This is a genomic window from Thermanaerothrix solaris (genome assembly GCF_032334255.1).
Classification (GTDB): domain Bacteria; phylum Chloroflexota; class Anaerolineae; order Anaerolineales; family Anaerolineaceae; genus Thermanaerothrix; species Thermanaerothrix solaris.
The window spans coordinates 550177-566122 of sequence record NZ_JAUHMF010000001.1 but is presented as its reverse complement, the minus strand read 5'-3'; the positions used below and the strand labels follow the sequence as shown (position 1 = coordinate 566122).

At 49.7% G+C, this 15946-nt stretch carries 14 protein-coding genes; 7 read left to right on the top strand and 7 right to left on the bottom strand.

Going from position 1 to position 15946, the window contains the following annotated elements:
* Nucleotides 1-26 precede the first annotated feature (26 nt).
* The 6 genes from QYE77_RS02555 to QYE77_RS02530 all read left to right on the top strand — a co-directional run bounded on the left by QYE77_RS02555 (nucleotide 27) and on the right by QYE77_RS02530 (nucleotide 7577).
* Entirely contained in the window at nucleotides 27-674 is a 648-nt protein-coding gene (locus tag QYE77_RS02555; protein ID WP_315623782.1) for a response regulator transcription factor, read from the top strand.
* A 184-nt stretch (nucleotides 675-858) separates the two neighbouring features.
* Nucleotides 859-3597, top strand: coding sequence for a 4-hydroxyphenylacetate decarboxylase large subunit (gene hpdB / locus QYE77_RS02550; protein WP_315623781.1), 2739 nt, complete (start codon nucleotides 859-861; stop codon nucleotides 3595-3597).
* Nucleotides 3598-3635: 38 nt separating this feature from the next.
* The gene (gene hpdC / locus QYE77_RS02545) at nucleotides 3636-3902 is read left to right on the top strand and encodes a 4-hydroxyphenylacetate decarboxylase small subunit (protein ID WP_315623780.1); all 267 of its coding nucleotides are present in this window, start codon (nucleotides 3636-3638) and stop codon (nucleotides 3900-3902) included.
* A gap of 73 nt (nucleotides 3903-3975) precedes the next feature.
* On the top strand, nucleotides 3976-5280 hold the full coding sequence (locus tag QYE77_RS02540; protein ID WP_315623779.1) for an MFS transporter: 1305 nt from the start codon (nucleotides 3976-3978) through the stop codon (nucleotides 5278-5280).
* A gap of 81 nt (nucleotides 5281-5361) precedes the next feature.
* Nucleotides 5362-6327 (top strand): 4-hydroxyphenylacetate decarboxylase activase, encoded by a 966-nt coding sequence (hpdA, locus tag QYE77_RS02535; RefSeq protein WP_315623778.1) that lies wholly within the window; start codon nucleotides 5362-5364, stop codon nucleotides 6325-6327.
* 242 nt (nucleotides 6328-6569) lie between these two features.
* Nucleotides 6570-7577: a BMP family protein gene (locus QYE77_RS02530; RefSeq protein ID WP_315623777.1), complete on the top strand. Its 1008-nt coding sequence runs from the start codon at nucleotides 6570-6572 to the stop codon at nucleotides 7575-7577.
* A gap of 80 nt (nucleotides 7578-7657) precedes the next feature.
* Here QYE77_RS02530 and QYE77_RS02525 read toward each other — a convergent pair whose 3' ends face one another.
* The gene (locus tag QYE77_RS02525) at nucleotides 7658-9049 is read right to left on the bottom strand and encodes a GH1 family beta-glucosidase (protein WP_315623776.1); all 1392 of its coding nucleotides are present in this window, start codon (nucleotides 9047-9049) and stop codon (nucleotides 7658-7660) included.
* 261 nt (nucleotides 9050-9310) lie between these two features.
* Between QYE77_RS02525 and rpmF the strand changes: the two genes are divergently transcribed.
* The gene (rpmF, locus tag QYE77_RS02520; protein ID WP_315623775.1) at nucleotides 9311-9505 is read left to right on the top strand and encodes a 50S ribosomal protein L32; all 195 of its coding nucleotides are present in this window, start codon (nucleotides 9311-9313) and stop codon (nucleotides 9503-9505) included.
* A 71-nt stretch (nucleotides 9506-9576) separates the two neighbouring features.
* Here the strand turns inward: rpmF and QYE77_RS02515 are convergent, their stop codons facing one another.
* Genes QYE77_RS02515 through trmFO form a run of 6 tightly spaced genes read right to left on the bottom strand, consistent with a single transcriptional unit; the run spans nucleotide 9577 to nucleotide 15928 of the window.
* A complete protein-coding gene (locus QYE77_RS02515) occupies nucleotides 9577-9786 on the bottom strand; it encodes a hypothetical protein (RefSeq protein WP_315623774.1) in 210 nt (69 codons plus the stop codon).
* The gene (gene hflX, locus QYE77_RS02510; protein ID WP_315623773.1) at nucleotides 9758-11134 is read right to left on the bottom strand and encodes a GTPase HflX; all 1377 of its coding nucleotides are present in this window, start codon (nucleotides 11132-11134) and stop codon (nucleotides 9758-9760) included. The genes QYE77_RS02515 and hflX overlap by 29 nt, the downstream gene beginning before the upstream one ends.
* A 15-nt stretch (nucleotides 11135-11149) precedes the next feature.
* Nucleotides 11150-12334 (bottom strand): LL-diaminopimelate aminotransferase, encoded by a 1185-nt coding sequence (locus tag QYE77_RS02505; RefSeq protein WP_315623772.1) that lies wholly within the window; start codon nucleotides 12332-12334, stop codon nucleotides 11150-11152.
* A 7-nt stretch (nucleotides 12335-12341) separates the two neighbouring features.
* Nucleotides 12342-13583 (bottom strand): sensor histidine kinase, encoded by a 1242-nt coding sequence (locus QYE77_RS02500; RefSeq protein ID WP_315623771.1) that lies wholly within the window; start codon nucleotides 13581-13583, stop codon nucleotides 12342-12344.
* A gap of 47 nt (nucleotides 13584-13630) precedes the next feature.
* Nucleotides 13631-14542 carry a M28 family peptidase gene (locus QYE77_RS02495; RefSeq protein ID WP_315623770.1) on the bottom strand — a complete coding sequence of 304 codons (912 nt, stop codon included), beginning with the start codon at nucleotides 14540-14542 and terminating at the stop codon, nucleotides 13631-13633.
* Nucleotides 14543-14551: 9 nt separating this feature from the next.
* Nucleotides 14552-15928, bottom strand: a complete 1377-nt coding sequence (gene trmFO, locus QYE77_RS02490; protein WP_315623769.1) for a methylenetetrahydrofolate--tRNA-(uracil(54)-C(5))-methyltransferase (FADH(2)-oxidizing) TrmFO — start codon at nucleotides 15926-15928, stop codon at nucleotides 14552-14554.
* Between the last annotated feature and the right edge of the window lie 18 nt (nucleotides 15929-15946).

Sequence of the window (15946 nt, the reverse complement as noted above, 5' to 3'; positions counted from 1 at the left end):
AAAATTTTATGAGTTTTGGAGGGTATGTGGAAAACCCCAAGGTGCGTATTTTGATCGCTGATGATCACCCGGTCATTCGGCAAGGCTTGAGCGCCATGCTCTCCAGTGTAGAGGGGTTTGAGGTTGTAGGTGAAGCGAGCAACGGACAAGAAGCGATGGATTTGGCTTTACGCATTGTACCCGATATCGTGCTCTTAGATTTACGGATGCCGGGTATGGATGGTGTTCAGGCTATGCGATTAATTCGTGCCCAATGTGAATCTATTCGATTTATCATATTGACCGTATATGACAACGATGAGTATATTTTCGAAGGAATTCGGGCTGGTGCTTCGGCATATTTGCTTAAGGATGTTACGCGGGACGAATTAATTAATGCTATTCGTGAAGTGCATCGCGGACAATCTCTGCTTCATCCTCAGATTACCCGCAAGTTATTTGAAAAAGTTTCCGGGAGTGGTGAGGTAGAACATAGTTCCGCACTAACCGATCGCGAATTGGAAATCTTGCGCATGATGGCTAACGGGGCATCGAACAAGCAAATTGCTGCGCGTCTAAAAATTAGCAGCCATACGGTAAAAACCCACGTAAGTAACATTTATCAGAAACTTGAGGTGAATGATCGTGCTGAGGCGGTAGCAAAAGCTATCCGCCATGGCATTTTGCGGGGATGATGAACTAGGTCAAGACGGACATCGGTCAAATGGGGGATGCCCCATTAGGAAAAAGGGCTGATAGGAAGATCAGCCCTTTTTCGGTTGGTGGGATCGGAGGAATCCCCGATTGAGCCCGGAGGGTGTTTTGATTAAAGTGTTTACGGAAAACCTCCTCCAAAATCCCGCAAGAAAGGAGTGTAACATGTCAGAGAAGTCAGTAGGTGTGCAGGAAGTCACCAGGAGTCTGGCTGACATACTGCAAGAAAAAGGCATCCCCATCAGTTTCCAATACGGGAAGGCGCCTGAAGAGATGGTGGATCGCGAAGTTAAGCGCGAACCGACTCCCCGCGCAAAGAAACTTCGCGATCTGTATTTTAACACCTATTCTTCGGTGGATTTGGAATTCCCGTATTGGTACACGCGCAAGTACATGGAACTGGATAACGAAGTTCCAATTGTGCGCCGCGCGTTGGCTCTGAAGCACGCCTTTAGCCATCTGACTCCCAGCATTTACCCGGGAGAACTCTTGGTAATGGGCAAGGCGCATTATTATCGTGGCTCGTTCCCAATGCCCTGGCTGTCAGAGTCCTTTTATGTGGCTAAAGAGGACGAACTATATCAAGAAGCCTTAAAACGCGGTAGCGCTTCGGCGGGTGAACTGTCGAAATTTGGTTCCGGCGGTGGCAACGTGACCAAATCCTTCGGTAATGTGGTCTCTATCGCCGGTAAGTTTGGTATTCGTAGCGAAGAGGTGCCTGCCCTGTTGAAATTAGCCAAACAATGGGTGGGTAAGTCGGTAGAAGACCTGGGGCATAAGTATGAAATGATGGTGCCCGAGTACGATCTGAAAGAGAAACTGATGCGATCGTTGATCTGCATGTTCGACTCGGGATTCACCCTGCCTCAGGGACGCGAAGTAATTAATTATTACTATCCGCTCCAGTATGGCTTTGACGGCTTGATCGAGATTTGCAAGCAGCGCAAAGCCGAGGTAGCCGGTAAAGCGGATGGTGATGGCATTACCGGCATGGATCGTTTGTATTACTATGACGCGGTTATCCATGTGATTGAAGGATTGCAGGCGTGGATCCTAAACTATGCAAAAGAAGCACGCCGCTTAGTAAGCGTCACCGATGATCCGGTGCAGAAGAAAGAATACGAGGAAATTGCAGAAACTCTGGAATGGATTGCCCACTACCAGCCGCGTACGTTCCGCGAGGCTCTGCAATTAACTTACACCCTTCACATTGCTGTACTCAACGAGGATGCCATTTCCGGTATGTCCCCTGGTCGTCTGGGCCAGGTACTGTGGCCCTGGTATGAGCAGGACATGGAAGCGGGCCGCATTACCAAGGAGAAAGTCCTAGAATTATTGGAATGCCATCGCGTGAAGTTCACCTGCATTGACTGCTTTGCTTCCATGGGTGTCGTCGGCGGTGTGCTCTCGGGTAACACCTTTAATAACCTGAGCATGGGTGGTCTGACCAAAGATGGGGATCCGGCCAGTAACGATCTTGAAAAACTCATCCTTGATTCGGCGATGAGCCTGCAATCGCCTCAACCTACTCTTTCGGTGCTCTACGATGAGAAGTTACCGGAAGATTTCTTGCTCAAAGCAATTGAGTGCGTCAAAACTGGAACGGGTTATCCTGCATGGATGAACAACCAGATTGGCATTCAATTCTTGTTGAGCCAATATGGTCCCGAGGGCATGACTCTACCTGAGGCACGGGCTATCGCCATTGGTGGTTGTCTGGAAACCTCGCCGTGCTCATGGCATCAGTTGACCCTGAACGGCAAGAAGTATTGGATCCCCGGCGGCGCTGGTCAACCGACCTCGGTGGGTGTCCACTTCATCGCTAACCCCAAGATCCTCGAATGCGTGATCTTCAACGGTTATGACCACCGGATTAAAGAACAGATCTTCCCGCCTCACAACCGCAAGTTGGAGACCTATGAGGAACTGTGGGAGGTCTATAAGCAATACTACGAGATGGCCGTAGACGCCTTATGCAAATGCAACAATATCCAGCACGATATCTGGCGCAAGAACAACATGACTATCATCAACTCGTTCTTGAAGCCGGATTGTCTGGAAAAAGGGCGTCATATTGGCCAGTTGGGCTACCGGTACAACGCGACATTCAATGTTGAATCCTGCGGTACCATCAACATGGTTAACTCCCTGGCCGCGCTCAAGAAACTGGTGTATGACGAGAAGAAATACACCCTGGACGAGATGCGTGAGGCCATCCTGGAGAACTTTGGCTTCAAGACCGCCCATGAAGTAGGATCGTTCTCCTTGTTCTCCCAGGTGAAGAAACCGGGTGGCGAAAAGTACGATAAGATCCACAGCGACTGCTTGCTGGCTAACAAGTACGGCAACGATGATCCTTATGTGGACAGCATCCTCCGCGAATACGAGGATTGGTTCTGCGATATGTGCCACAAGTTCGAGTCGCTGTATGCCAAGCCGCTCTATGCCTGCCAGATTTCTGTTTCAACCCATGGCCCGCAAGGTGCGGCGACGTTAGCTACCCCGGATGGGCGCTTGGCGGGTACGACCTATGCGGATGGTTCAATGTCGGCATATCCGGGCACGGATCGCAATGGTCCCTATGCGTTGTTCAACTCGGCGACGGTGTGGGATCATGCGAAATCCCAGAACAGCCAGATGAACCTGAAGATCCATCCGAGCGCCGTCAAGGGCATTGAAGGATCGCGCAAATTGCTTGAGTTGACGCGGGCCTACATGCGTCGGGGTGCGTTCCACATCCAGTACAACATCGTGGACTCCAAGATTTTGAAGGATGCTCAGGCTCATCCCGAGAATTACCGTGACTTGCTCATTCGTGTTGCGGGCTTTACACAATACTGGGTCGAACTGGGCAAGCAGATCCAGGACGAAGTCATCGCCCGCACGGAGTACGAGGAAGTCTAGTTGGATTGGACCTTATATTACTAGAAGGAGATGCAAACGTGAGCCAGGAAACTTTACGGCACAATGATTGCAGGAACTTTGTGGCAGTTGATGTCACTAAGGGCATCTGCCGTCGCACCAATGAGTTGGTCTTGATTGACTCGGATGTATGCGGGAGTTTCACGGCATTGCCCAAGTGCAAGAACTGCGCGTTTTTCAAGGAAAATGGGCAGGACACCATCGGCACTTGCACGGCTGAAAAGACCCAGCCCTGGACGTTCAAGGATCTTATCGCCGTTACGTGCGAGATGTACGCCACGAAATAAATTTCAGTTGGAAGAAGGGGGCGTCCGTAGTGACGCCCCCAATCCCATCCTATTTCTAGTCGGAGATCAAGAAATGGACGAGAAATCCGCAAAACGAATTGGCTACATGGTTGTGGCAGCCTCATTCCTAGCGGTGTTTTGCTTGTTCGGTTATCGGTCAACCTTCTCGGTTCTCCAGGGTCCGATGGCAAAGGACATGGGATGGACTACGTCCCAGACTTCCCTGGGTTATTCCTTGATGATGACCGTATATGCCATTACCGCTTTCTTCAGCGGGATGATTATTGACCGTTGGGGTAATCGGCCGGCTTACTTGATCGGAGCTGTGTTTGCGGCTTTGGGTTACTTACTAACCAGCAAGGTGCAGGCCTACTGGCAATATTTACTGGTCTACGCCCTGTTTGCGGGGATTGGAACCGGTATGTTGTGGGTGTCCTCAACCGTCTCAGTGCGTAAATGGTATGTGGGTCGCACCTATGCCACCATGTGGGGCATTGCCTTTGCCGGCGCGCCCATTGCTCAGGTTGTTCTAAGTCTGGGTGTAAAACCCATCCTGTTGAGCACGGGGTGGCGAGCAGCCATGGAAATCCTGGCCATAGTTGTCTTTGTAGCCTTGATTTTAGCCGGTATCCTTGCTCGTAAGAACCCCGAGGGTTATGGCTTGAAACCGTTCGGTTTAACCCCAGGCGCATCTGCGGCCAAAGATGAGTATAACTGGTCATTAAAGGAAGCCTTTGGAAATTATGCCATTTGGGGCACCATCCTGGCTTTCTTAACCGCCATGGTGGCAGAATTTTTGGTTTGGACACAAGTTGTGCGCTTCTGGACTGAGGATGCTAAACTCGATTTGTCAACGGCAACCAATCTCTATGTGGCCATCGGCCTGGCTGGTATTATAACCATGCCTTTGATGGGTGTTGTAGCGGATAAATTGGTTGCCAAGTTCGGGATCGAGAGCAAAGCCCGAAAGACCATGTTGATCATTGCTCCTCTCTGCGGTATTGCGGCATGCATCCTATTGTTGGTCAGCCTGACTCCTGGGGCGACGATTGCGGCCGGTTTGATCGCATGTATTTTATTTGCGGTCTACTGGGCCATCGAACCCGGAGGTTGCGCGGGTTATGCTGGCTCGGTTTATGGACGAAAGACGTTGGGTAAAATTTGGGGCTTCGCCACCCTCATTGTTATGGGGATCGGCCCGGCAGTCGGTTCCTTTATGGGTGGTTATCTCTTTGATGTGTCTGGAACCTATCGCTATTCGATTATCTTTGCCCTTTCCGCCTTTGTGATCTCGGCGATTGTGGCTTCCACCCTGCCGCTGGCTGCTCAACCCAAGTCCGCCGTTGTCAAGGCGGCTGAGGGTGCACCTGCAGATTAATACTAGTTAAGGACTGCCAAATGGGATTTTGGGCCTGGGAGACCGTCTTGCTCCCAGGCCCAGAAAGGGATAGGAGAGGAAATGAACGAAGAAAAAGGATTAATTTTTGACATTCAAGGCTATTCTGTTCACGATGGCCCGGGCTGCCGGACGCTTGTTTTTCTTAAGGGGTGTCCGCTGGACTGCGCTTGGTGTTCTAACCCTGAAGGCAAGCAGTTTAAGCAGGAAATCATGTATCGAGCCACAAAATGCACCCACCTCACTCAAGGGTGCGAACGCTGTATTTCGGCATGTCCGGAAGGGGCGATTCGCAAGAATCCCTCTGAAAACGGAGACAAAGAGGCAAACCCATTAATTTTAGATCGGTCAAAATGTCAGTCTTGCCGTGATTTTGATTGCGCAGCCGTGTGCTACTTTGAAGCCCTGAAAATTTGTGGGCGTTGGTATACGGTCTCGGAATTGATGCGAATTTTAAAGCGCGATCAGCAATACTGGGGAGGCCAGGGTGGGGTAACGTTTTCTGGCGGGGAACCCCTGATGCAACGACGTTTTATGCGGGCGGTTTTAGAGGCGTGTCGAGATGCCTATATCCATACGGCGGTAGAAACCAGCGCCTATATCGAATCCGGTGCCTTCCTGGAATTGATGAAGTTTGTGGATTGGGCTTTTATTGATATCAAACATATGGATCCCGAGAAGCATAAAATTGGAACAGGGGTATCGAACGAACTGATTTTGAGTAACATTGCACTGTTAGCGCGTTCAGGCTGGTCGGGGCGACTCATTATTCGTATGCCCGTTATTCCAGGATTCAATGATGATGATGAAAACATTTTGAAAACGGCTGAATTCCTTCGCCAAGTTGGTTTGGTGGAGATGAACATTCTACCTTTCCATCGGTTAGGGGACTCTAAGTGGTCACAATTAGGAGAGATCTACCCCTACCGGGATTACGAAGGCACTCCCGAAGAGAAATTGGCCCATCTTCAGAAACTCCTTTTGGATCAGCGAATTGCTTGCTATGTCGGGTCAGAGACCCCGTTTTAAGGCGCGGGTCATAAACAAGGTGATGTTGATTCAGGGCAGTTGACCGATATTTGGGGTAACTGCCCTTTTTTATCAAAGAAAAAGACGTGAATAAGAGTCACAAAAGTGCATTGCGTAGAGATAAAGGGGGGTTCCTTATTTGAGGTAAAATTTTATAGGGGGTGGCAAGATCTCAGCGCTGCGATCAGGGAAATTTGATCACGCAGCGGAAATCCCTATTCCCAAACTCTCAAGGAGGTTCCATGAAAGCGATAAAACGGCTCATATTATGGATAGTGGTAAGTTCGTTGTTGCTCACAGCCTGTGCTCAGGCAACTGCCACCCCACCCGCTGAGGAGAAACCGTTTAAAGTGGCGGTGATCCTTCCCAGCACAATCAGAGACCTGGAATGGAGTCAATCGCTTTATGAGGGGTTACTCAAAGTACAACAGGAAATGGGCGGGCCTAGCAAACTGGAGATTGCGGTGTCGGAAGACGCTTGGGATGTTACGAATGCCTCAGCCGCTATTCGAGATTACGCATCACAAGGGTATAACCTCATTATCGCTCATGGTGCCCAGTATGGGACGTCGCTGCAACAAATCGCACCCGAGTTTCCCCAGACCTCGTTTGCTTGGGGTACCACCACTCAGACCTATAAAGAAGAAGGGATAAACAACATCTTTGCCTACCAACCGGAAGCACAACAGGGGGGTTATGTGAACGGCGTGATAGCGGGGATGTTGACTAAAACCAAGGTAGTTGGGGTCACAGGACCGGTTGAGGCTGGAGATGCACGGCTGTATAACTTGGGGTTCGAGGCAGGTGTGAAGTCGGTTGATCCCACGATTCAGGTTAATATCAGTTATACTGGGTCGTTCTCGGATGTATCCTTGATGGCAGCTGCAGCGGAGACCCACGTCCGGGCAGGCGCGGATGTCCTAACCGGCACCTCCCAATCGGTAACTGGTGCGATCAATGTCGCCAAACAAAACGGTATTATTTGGTTAGCCTCGGCTTGGTATCAAGACTCTCTGGCTCCAGATACTGTAGCGGCTAACTTGATCTACCGTTGGGAGGTCATCCTGCGCGATATGATCGCAAGCAATAAGGCCGGTGAGCCAGGTGGCAAGGTCTATTATCTGTCGTTCAAAAATGGCGGGTTAGAGATGGTATACAATGACAAATTAGTACCTGCTGAGGTCAAGGCCAAAGCGGAAGCCACCATCCAGGGTATCAAAGATGGCAGCATTGTGGTTGACGTGAAGTAGGACAGAAAAACTAGAGCCCAGCAATTCGAAACGATGCGCTCCCCATGTTTAGAGCGCATCGTTTCTTTTACGATTGTTTTCTAATCAAGTTTTCCTGAGGCAATCACCCGACGATACCAGTAGGCACTACTCTTCATTCGCCGTTCCTGAGTTTTGAAGTCTACGTAGATCAAGCCGAAGCGTTTCGTATAGCCATGAGACCATTCAAAGTTATCCATGAGCGACCAGACAAAATAACCCTTCAAAGGCACTCCAACCTGCAAAGCCTGCCAGGCTTGAGTAAAATGTTCGCGTAAGTAATTAATCCGCTGAACATCCTCAATCTTGGAGTCATTGGGGTTATCGGGATAGGCTGCACCGTTTTCCGTCACATAGATCGCGGGAAACCGATACTCGTAGGTCAGGCGCGTGAGCCATTCGAAAAGACCCTGTGGATAGACTTCCCATCCCATTTCGGTGAGTTCGCTCCCGGAGGGTGGGGGGAGGAAGATGGGAGTGAAATCCTCATTCTCCCGATCTCTGGCTCGAATGATTTGGCGACTATAATAATTCATCCCCATGAAGTCAATGGGGGTTGCGATGACTTCCAAGTCACCTGGTTGGATGAAATCCATAGAGTAATTGAAGAACTGGATAACCTCAGGCGGGTATCCGCGTGCAACCAAAGGGTCAAGCAACCAACGATTGCGATATCCATCTTGTAACCAAGCCGCATATCGGTCGGCAAAGTGAGAAGAGGCCGGAGTTACAGGGTAAAAGTCAAGGGTAATTCCGACTTGAGCGTGAGGAGAGTTTTGGCGAAGGATTGGGACACTCCAGCCATGAGCAAGTAAAAGATGATGGGCGGCATGAAGCATTTCATCTCTGTCCTTGTGCCCGGGTGCATGTTCACCGATCAAGTAACCTAACCAAGCCACAATAAATGGCTCGTTGAAAGTAATCCAGTATTTGACCCGATCACCTAATACTCGAGAAACCTGATCGGCGTACTGAACGAAGGCTTTGGCTGTATCGCGAGCGGGCCATCCGCCTTGATCTTGGAGGGATTGGGGGAGATCCCAATGGTAGAGGGTCACAAAGGGTTCAATTTCTGCCTTCAACAATTCATCCACTAAGCGTTGATAAAAGTCTAGCCCATTGGGATTGAATTTCCCAGTTCCTTGGGGAAAAATGCGCGGCCAGGAAATAGAGAAACGATAGGCTTTTAGTCCCATGGCTTTCATTAATTCAATATCTTCTCGCCAACGATGGTAATGATCGCAGGCGACATCGCCACTCTGGCCATCGCGTATGTTTCCAGGGGTGTGAGCGAAAGTGTCCCAAATTGAAAGTCCCTTACCATCTTCATTCCAGGCGCCTTCAATTTGATAGGCAGAAGTGGCTGCTCCCCAAAGAAAACCGGTCGGAAACTGCATGTTTTGAGGTGACATATCGAGTTGAGTGAAAGAAGAGGTTTGATACGAGGTGTCCATAGAAAACGTCCTTTGTCAGTTGGAGGTTACTATATTGGGAGCGCTCCCAATATTTTGGTTTTGAAAAGCCGTTTAAAGGCGGCCTTTCGGGGGTAAATTACCTAAATCTTAGAAGCGCTCCCAATTCATAATTCAATTATAGGGTTTTTGGGGCTAAATACAAGGGGGATTTTGGTTCTTAAATCTTGACGTTTTCAGGGTCTCCTCATTATAATTCGCGGGTCATTGGATATAGTGAGTAAAGGATTAGGAGCATAAACCATGGTACCTCTACCAAAGCGCAAATTGTCTAAGGGGCGACGCGATCGCCGTCGTGCCCATGATGCCCTCAAAGCGGCAAACCTGGTGCAATGCAGCAATTGTGGTGAATTGCGATTGCCTCACACGGTGTGCCCCAACTGCGGTTATTATCAAGGACGCGAAGTTATCAGCATGGAAAAAGAAGCCAAAAAGTAGTTATCTCGCTGTTTGAGCCAAAAACGCGACCGATGTTATGGTCGCGTTTTTGTTTTTAAATTAAATAAGTTTTATAAAGCGCGAGCGATTAAGAAGCCCAGAATGGCTAAAAAAAGGCCAAGATGTAAAAAGAGATTGGTCTGGGCAATCCATCCATTGGTGAAGAATTGGAGGATTAGGTTCAAGAGAATGAACCCCAAACCGGTTAGAGGGAGAAGTCCCTTGCGCGCAGCTAGATATTCGGAAAGGCGGTCAAGAATCCGGGAAATCCGTTGATCCATTTTCGTGATCTGTCTGGGTCACTGTTTTTATACTTCGTGTAAAGGGGGTAAAACGAGCCAGGAATCGCCCTGGTAATAAACCCTGCATGGTGACATATCCGTCGTGGTGTGTGACGCGTTCAACCTTCCCGTGTTCGTGAAACAGTGAGATGAGGTGGCCCTCTGAATAAGGAATATGAACAGTGATCGGAGTGTAATCTTCGTAAAGAGTGGTCTCAATAGCCCGCAATAGGTTTGGGATTCCGTCTCCGGTAAGAGCAGAGATGGGCACAGAGTGGTAAAAAGCATCCGAAAGCGCCTTGATCGCTGTGGTATCGGGCAACCGATCAATTTTGTTTAGAGCGGTAATGACTGGAATATCACCGGCACCAATTTCTTCGAGCGTTTCTTGAACGACTTTCCACTGCTCAACCGCGTTGGGATGAGTAACGTCTAACACATGGACCAATAAGTCTGATTCGGTGATCTCTTCCAGAGTGGCACGGAAGGCAGCAATCAGTTGAGTAGGCAATTTTTGAATGAACCCAACTGTGTCCGTGAAGAGCACTACGTGTCCCCCAGGGAGTTCCACCCGGCGGGTGGTTGGATCTAAGGTCGCAAAAAGCTGATCGGCTACATACACCTGTGCCCGGGCTAATCGGTTTAATAGCGTGGACTTACCGGCATTGGTATAACCCACCAATGAAATGACTGGAATTTGAGATTTGCGGCGTTGTTGGCGATAGCGCTGACGATGGGCGCGCACTTTTTCCAATTCACGCTTAAGGAAAGCAATGCGACGACGGATTTCTCGTCGGTCTACCTCGAGTTGCGTTTCACCCGGACCGCGCAGCCCAACCCCGCCTTGGCTCCCTGTTCTGCCGCCACCGCCGCCTGTTTGCTGAGCTAAATTGGTCCAAGCGCGTGTTAATCGCGGTAGGCGATATTCGTAAAATGCCAGTTCAACCTGTAAAATGCCCTCCCGGGTATGGGCATGACGGGCAAAGATGTCGAGGATCAGTGCGGTGCGGTCTAATACGCGGACTTGACTACCGAATCTTTCTTCCAGTTCGCGTTGGTGGCGGGGGGTCAGTTCGGCATCAAAAATTACCACGTCTGCCGCAGTTTCTTCTAGCAAAACCTTGATCTCCTCGACCTTACCACTTCCAATTAAGGTGTCTGGATGCGGCCGATCAAGGCGTTGGTATGTTTCTCCCACTACTTCGAGGTCGGCCGTCTGGACGAGGAGGCGCAACTCTGCGAGTGAGTCTTCCAGGGAGAGAGGGGAAGGCTCGCTCCGAATTTCTACCCCGACCAGAAAAGCGCGCTCGCGTGGAAAAGCGGTGGGTTCTGGAATTTTTGGACTCATGGCTTGACTATTATACTAGGCCTTCTGAAGCCACGAGGTCAAGCGTGCCATGGCCTCTTGCAGTCGTTCTGTGGGCGCACCCAACGAAATCCGAATATAGCCTTCACCATAAGTTCCATAAACGATACCAGGGGTAATACTAACCCCAGTTTCTTCCAGTAGTTGCGTGCAGAATGCGGTGCTGTCTTCATAACCAGCAGGAAGATGCGCCCACACATAAATAGCGGCCGCCGGAGGCTCAACTTCAAAACCAGCCTTTTTCAAGGCCTGGACGACCAGATCGCGGCGCTGTTCGTAAATACGGTTGCGTTCTTCAATCCAACTTTGGTCGCCAGTGAGGGCAGCGATTGCCGCCAGCAAGATAGGCTGGAAGTGAGAGGAGTCCATTTGGCTCTTGTAAGTATGCAAATATTGAATTATCTGAGGGTTGCCCACAGCCATGCCAACCCGCCAACCGGCCATGTTGTAGGTTTTGGAGAGGGAGTTAAACTCAATGGCAACCTCTTTGGCGCCCGGGATTTGTAAAATGCTGGGGGCTTTATACCCTCCGAAGCAAATATCTGTGTATGGGGCGTCGAAGGCAACAATAAAGTGATAGCGATGGGCTAACTGAATGATATGTTCGAGATACGCCAATGGGGCGATGGCACCGGTAGGATTATTGGGGTAGTTTAGCCATAAAATTTTTGCTTTTTTGAGTATCTCGGGGGAAATCTCGTCCAGATCGGGTAAAAAATTATTCTCGCGTTTGAGCGGTAGTTTAATCACTTCTGCGCCAGCGATGAGGCTCGCGGCTTCGTAAACCGGGTAGGCTGGATCGGGAACCAACACAACATCGCCAGGGTTGAGGATAACCTGAGCCAAGTTAAAGAGCCCTTCTTTGGAACCGATAAGCGCCAAGGTTTCTTTCATCGGGTCTAACTCGACCCCAAACCGACGACGGTAATAGGTGGCAACCGCTTCCCGAAAGGCCGGGAAGCCACCGTTAGGCGTATAGCCGTGAGTATCCGTTCGACGTGCATGTTCAACCAGCGTTTCGATGATGAAGTCGGCTGGTGGTAGGTCTGGGGAACCCATATCAATACGGATAATATCTACGTTGCGAGCCTTAAGTTCGGCAATTTTCTGGTTAAGGCTAGCGAAAAAATAAGGTTTGAACGAAGCAATTCGATGTGCAGGTTGAATAAACGAAGCGCTCATAATTTATCTACTCAGATAAGGATTGGGTTGGGGTTAACGCCGCTAGAAAGTCGGCGGCGCGTCCTTCAAGTAGAGGTGGATGTTTGGGGAGCAGGACGTGAAAGGTAGAACCCGGGCAGCGCACTTCATCATAGCCCTCAGATTCTACCCATATCGTTCCCCCATGGGCTTCAATAATACCCTTGGCGATGGGAAGACCCAAACCCGGGCCGCCCCCCTTAAACTTTGTTTTACCGCTGGAGTGCAAGGCAACATTACCGATCCGGGCAAACTTCTCAAAGATCAGGCTCTGGTCGTTGGGGTCAATACCAATGCCAGTATCTCGAATGGTTACTTCTATAAAACCAGGCAATTCCCGTCCATTTATCTCAATCTTTCCGCCATCAGGGGTAAATTTGATGGCGTTGACCAGGATGTTGCGAAAGGCTTGAAGTAGCCGTTCGGGATCACCGAAGATCATCTCGGTGCATCCGGGGAAATGATGGATTTTTAATGCTTGATGTCTTTCCTCTATGGCGGTATGCAATTCGCGGTCAAGGATCTCGAACAAGTGACTCAACCATATAGGTTGAAGGTTGAGGGAGAGCAGTGCGTTGTCAATCAATGAAACATCAATCATGTCCTCGATGATGTTGCGTAATCGTTTTGCACCATTCTCGATTCCTTCGATCAGTATTGTAACATCATGAGACAGCGCTGCACGCTGACGCAGTCCTTCCCGCAACATGGCGGTATAACCTTCAACCAGGGTAAGCGGTGTTTTCAGCTCATGAGCCGCAATTGCAATAAAGTCGGATTTGCTTTTATCGAGTCGTTCGAGTCGCTGTTGAACCTGACTCAGGCGATTGGAAATATAAGAGGTCTTCACTTCTATCTCGTGGTGTGCAAGTCGTTCATAAGCATAATTGAAACATGGGAGCAGTCCTCCGATGAGGATTAGTGCCTCAGGGGGTTTTAGATGCTGTTTGATCGTTTCAAACGCTGAGGTCATTAAAATACCCATAAACCGCATTAGGTCACTGGTACTGCTCTCAAGGTCGGTTTGGGTCAAAGACGATGCCCAGCGCTCCAAGATGGGATCTAACTTGTGGTATGCACCTTCATCAAGGACGTTGTGGAGTGCTTGAGCGAAGTCCTGAATTTGGAGATGCAGGTTTTCTCGGGTGGGGGTATTTTCGCCCACCAACCGAACGGTGTGCTCGATCCAATCAGCCTGAACAAATGCCCACAATTCTTTGAGTTTTTCCATGTTTATAAGTTTAAGCGAGCAGGGTGCTTTTGCCAACTACTGATCGTTTAATAAGGGGCTGTTGATCGAGGGTAAGTAATCCAATGATACAAGGTACGCCCAACGATTTCAAGGCTATAAGGCGAAACTTTATCCGGCAAATCGTGCGTGGTATGCCAATAGGGATAATCAAAATCAATCACATCTACTGCCGGGATGGATAGTTCGAGAAATGGAACGTGATCATCCAAAATGGCCAAGCCCTCCGCATCTATAAAGTATTCCTGATAGCCCAATTCGTGAGCGATTGACCAGATTTCCTGGGTGAGTTGGGGGTTGGAATTGCGTTCCTTGGGGATGCGCAGGTTAGTATCCCCAACCATGTCTACAATTACCACTGCATCCGGATGACGTTCTAATTGAGAAACGAAATAGCGTGAACCCATAATCCATTCCCATCCGGAAATTTCCCCCTGATCTTCGGCGTCAAAAAAGACTAACCAAATTTCCTTATCCGGATCCCTAGGTAATGTGCGTGCCAGTTCGAGCAGAATGGCCACCCCTGATGCTCCGTCATTGGCGCCTGGAACAGGCTGATTGCGTAATTCTGAGTTTGGATCCCTATCGGCCAGTAGACGGGAATCATAATGGGCGCCTAAGATGATCCAGGGACGTTGATTGCCTCGTTTGCCAATAAGATTGACGAGAGTTTTTCCCGCATAATTTCCTGACTGGGTTTCAACCATCCAGTCGTTGGTTTGGAGAGTTTTGACAATATAGTCTTGTAGGGCAATGTAGGCGGGACTACCCGGTGTACGTGCCCCTAACGCAACCTGGTCCTGCACATCCCGATAAGCGCGCTGGGCATTAAAAACCAGCGGTGGTTGGGTGATATTAAGGATTAATCGCCCAATCACCAGTATCCCTGCGATCAACAGGACGGTTAGGAACAGACGAAAGCGGGGTGATTTTTTCGGCATGGTTGACCTTTATTGTAGTTTGGGGAGTTTAACCTGTTGACGTTCCGGATATCGGCGGAGCCAGGTGTTCAAATCCTCCAAAGCCCGCATAGCCAAGCGTTGGTGCTTTTCTTGTTTCCCATGGGGCGAGTCGGATAGTTCGGGTAAAAGTCCAAAATTAGCCTTCATGGGTTGAAAATCCTCCAGACGCGCTTCGGTGATATATCGGCATAAGGCGCCTAGCATGGTCGTTAGGGGCAAGGCTACTGGCTCTTCCCCTCTTAAAATACGTACTGCATTCCATCCTGCCAGCAGGCCGGTAGCGATGTTGCCCATATATCCCTCCACTCCAGTGATCTGTCCAGCAAATAAGATGTTCTTACGATGACGTAGTTGGAGTGTGGGCAATAAAAGCCGTGGTGATGCAATGTAGGTATTGCGGTGCATTTGACCATAGCGCACAAACTCCGCGTTTTCGAGCCCGGGGATCATGTGGAAGACACGTTTTTGTTCAGGGTAGGTAAGATTGGTCTGGAAGCCTACCAGGCTATAGAGAGTTCCCATCAGATTATCTTGGCGAAGTTGCACCACGGCGTAAGGCTGCTTGCCGGTGCGCGGATCAATTAATCCAACCGGGCGCAAAGGTCCAAAAGCCAGGGCTTTTTCGCCCCGCGTGGCTAAAACTTCGATGGGTAAACACCCCTCAAAAAATTTATCTGCTCCCGCCTTGACTCCATGCTCAATAGCCCTTTCAAATTCACGCAGAGGAATGCGTTCGGCGTGAACAAGCGCATCTACAAAGGCCTTATATTTGGCTTTGTTCATGGGGCAATTAATGTAATCACCTTCGTCTTGAAGACCGCGCCCATAACGCGATGCCCTAAAGGCAATATTCATATTAATAGACTCGGCGGTCACAATTGGGGAAATAGCATCATAGAAAAATAAATAGTTCTCGCCAGTAAGACGTTGAATTTCAACACTCAATGCCGGCGATGTTAATGGTCCGGAAGCGATGATCACCACGCCCTCGGGAATTTGCGTAACTTCCTGACGCACGATCCGAATGCGCGGGTGCTGGCTCAATATACGAGTGACCAGTTCCGCAAAAGCATCCCGATCAACTGCCAGTGCAGCGCCGGCGGGAACAGCGGTGGCTTCAGCGCACTCCAGCAGCAATGAACGTAAAAGGCGTAATTCTTCTTTGAGGAGACCGGAAGCACGGTCGAGGAGACGCGAGCCAAGTGAATTGGAGCAAATCAATTCGGCCAGTTTGTCGGTTCGGTGCGCGCCAGTGGTGGTTAGAGGACGCATTTCATAAAGGATGACCTCAGCCCCCAATTCTGCAGCTTGCCAGGCGGCCTCGCTTCCTGCCAAACCACCACCGATAACATGAATTACGCTCATGGTTTGCTCTCATCTAAC

Coding starts and splice junctions, on each gene's coding strand:
- hpdA (WP_315623778.1), top strand. CDS start 5,362: ATGAACGAAGAAAAAGGATTAATTTTTGACATTCAAGGCTATTCTGTT.
- trmFO (WP_315623769.1), bottom strand. CDS start 15,928: ATGAGCGTAATTCATGTTATCGGTGGTGGTTTGGCAGGAAGCGAGGCC.
- hflX (WP_315623773.1), bottom strand. CDS start 11,134: ATGAGTCCAAAAATTCCAGAACCCACCGCTTTTCCACGCGAGCGCGCT.
- QYE77_RS02540 (WP_315623779.1), top strand. CDS start 3,976: ATGGACGAGAAATCCGCAAAACGAATTGGCTACATGGTTGTGGCAGCC.
- QYE77_RS02505 (WP_315623772.1), bottom strand. CDS start 12,334: ATGAGCGCTTCGTTTATTCAACCTGCACATCGAATTGCTTCGTTCAAA.
- QYE77_RS02515 (WP_315623774.1), bottom strand. CDS start 9,786: ATGGATCAACGGATTTCCCGGATTCTTGACCGCCTTTCCGAATATCTA.
- hpdB (WP_315623781.1), top strand. CDS start 859: ATGTCAGAGAAGTCAGTAGGTGTGCAGGAAGTCACCAGGAGTCTGGCT.
- rpmF (WP_315623775.1), top strand. CDS start 9,311: ATGGTACCTCTACCAAAGCGCAAATTGTCTAAGGGGCGACGCGATCGC.
- QYE77_RS02530 (WP_315623777.1), top strand. CDS start 6,570: ATGAAAGCGATAAAACGGCTCATATTATGGATAGTGGTAAGTTCGTTG.
- QYE77_RS02525 (WP_315623776.1), bottom strand. CDS start 9,049: ATGGACACCTCGTATCAAACCTCTTCTTTCACTCAACTCGATATGTCA.
- QYE77_RS02495 (WP_315623770.1), bottom strand. CDS start 14,542: ATGCCGAAAAAATCACCCCGCTTTCGTCTGTTCCTAACCGTCCTGTTG.
- QYE77_RS02500 (WP_315623771.1), bottom strand. CDS start 13,583: ATGGAAAAACTCAAAGAATTGTGGGCATTTGTTCAGGCTGATTGGATC.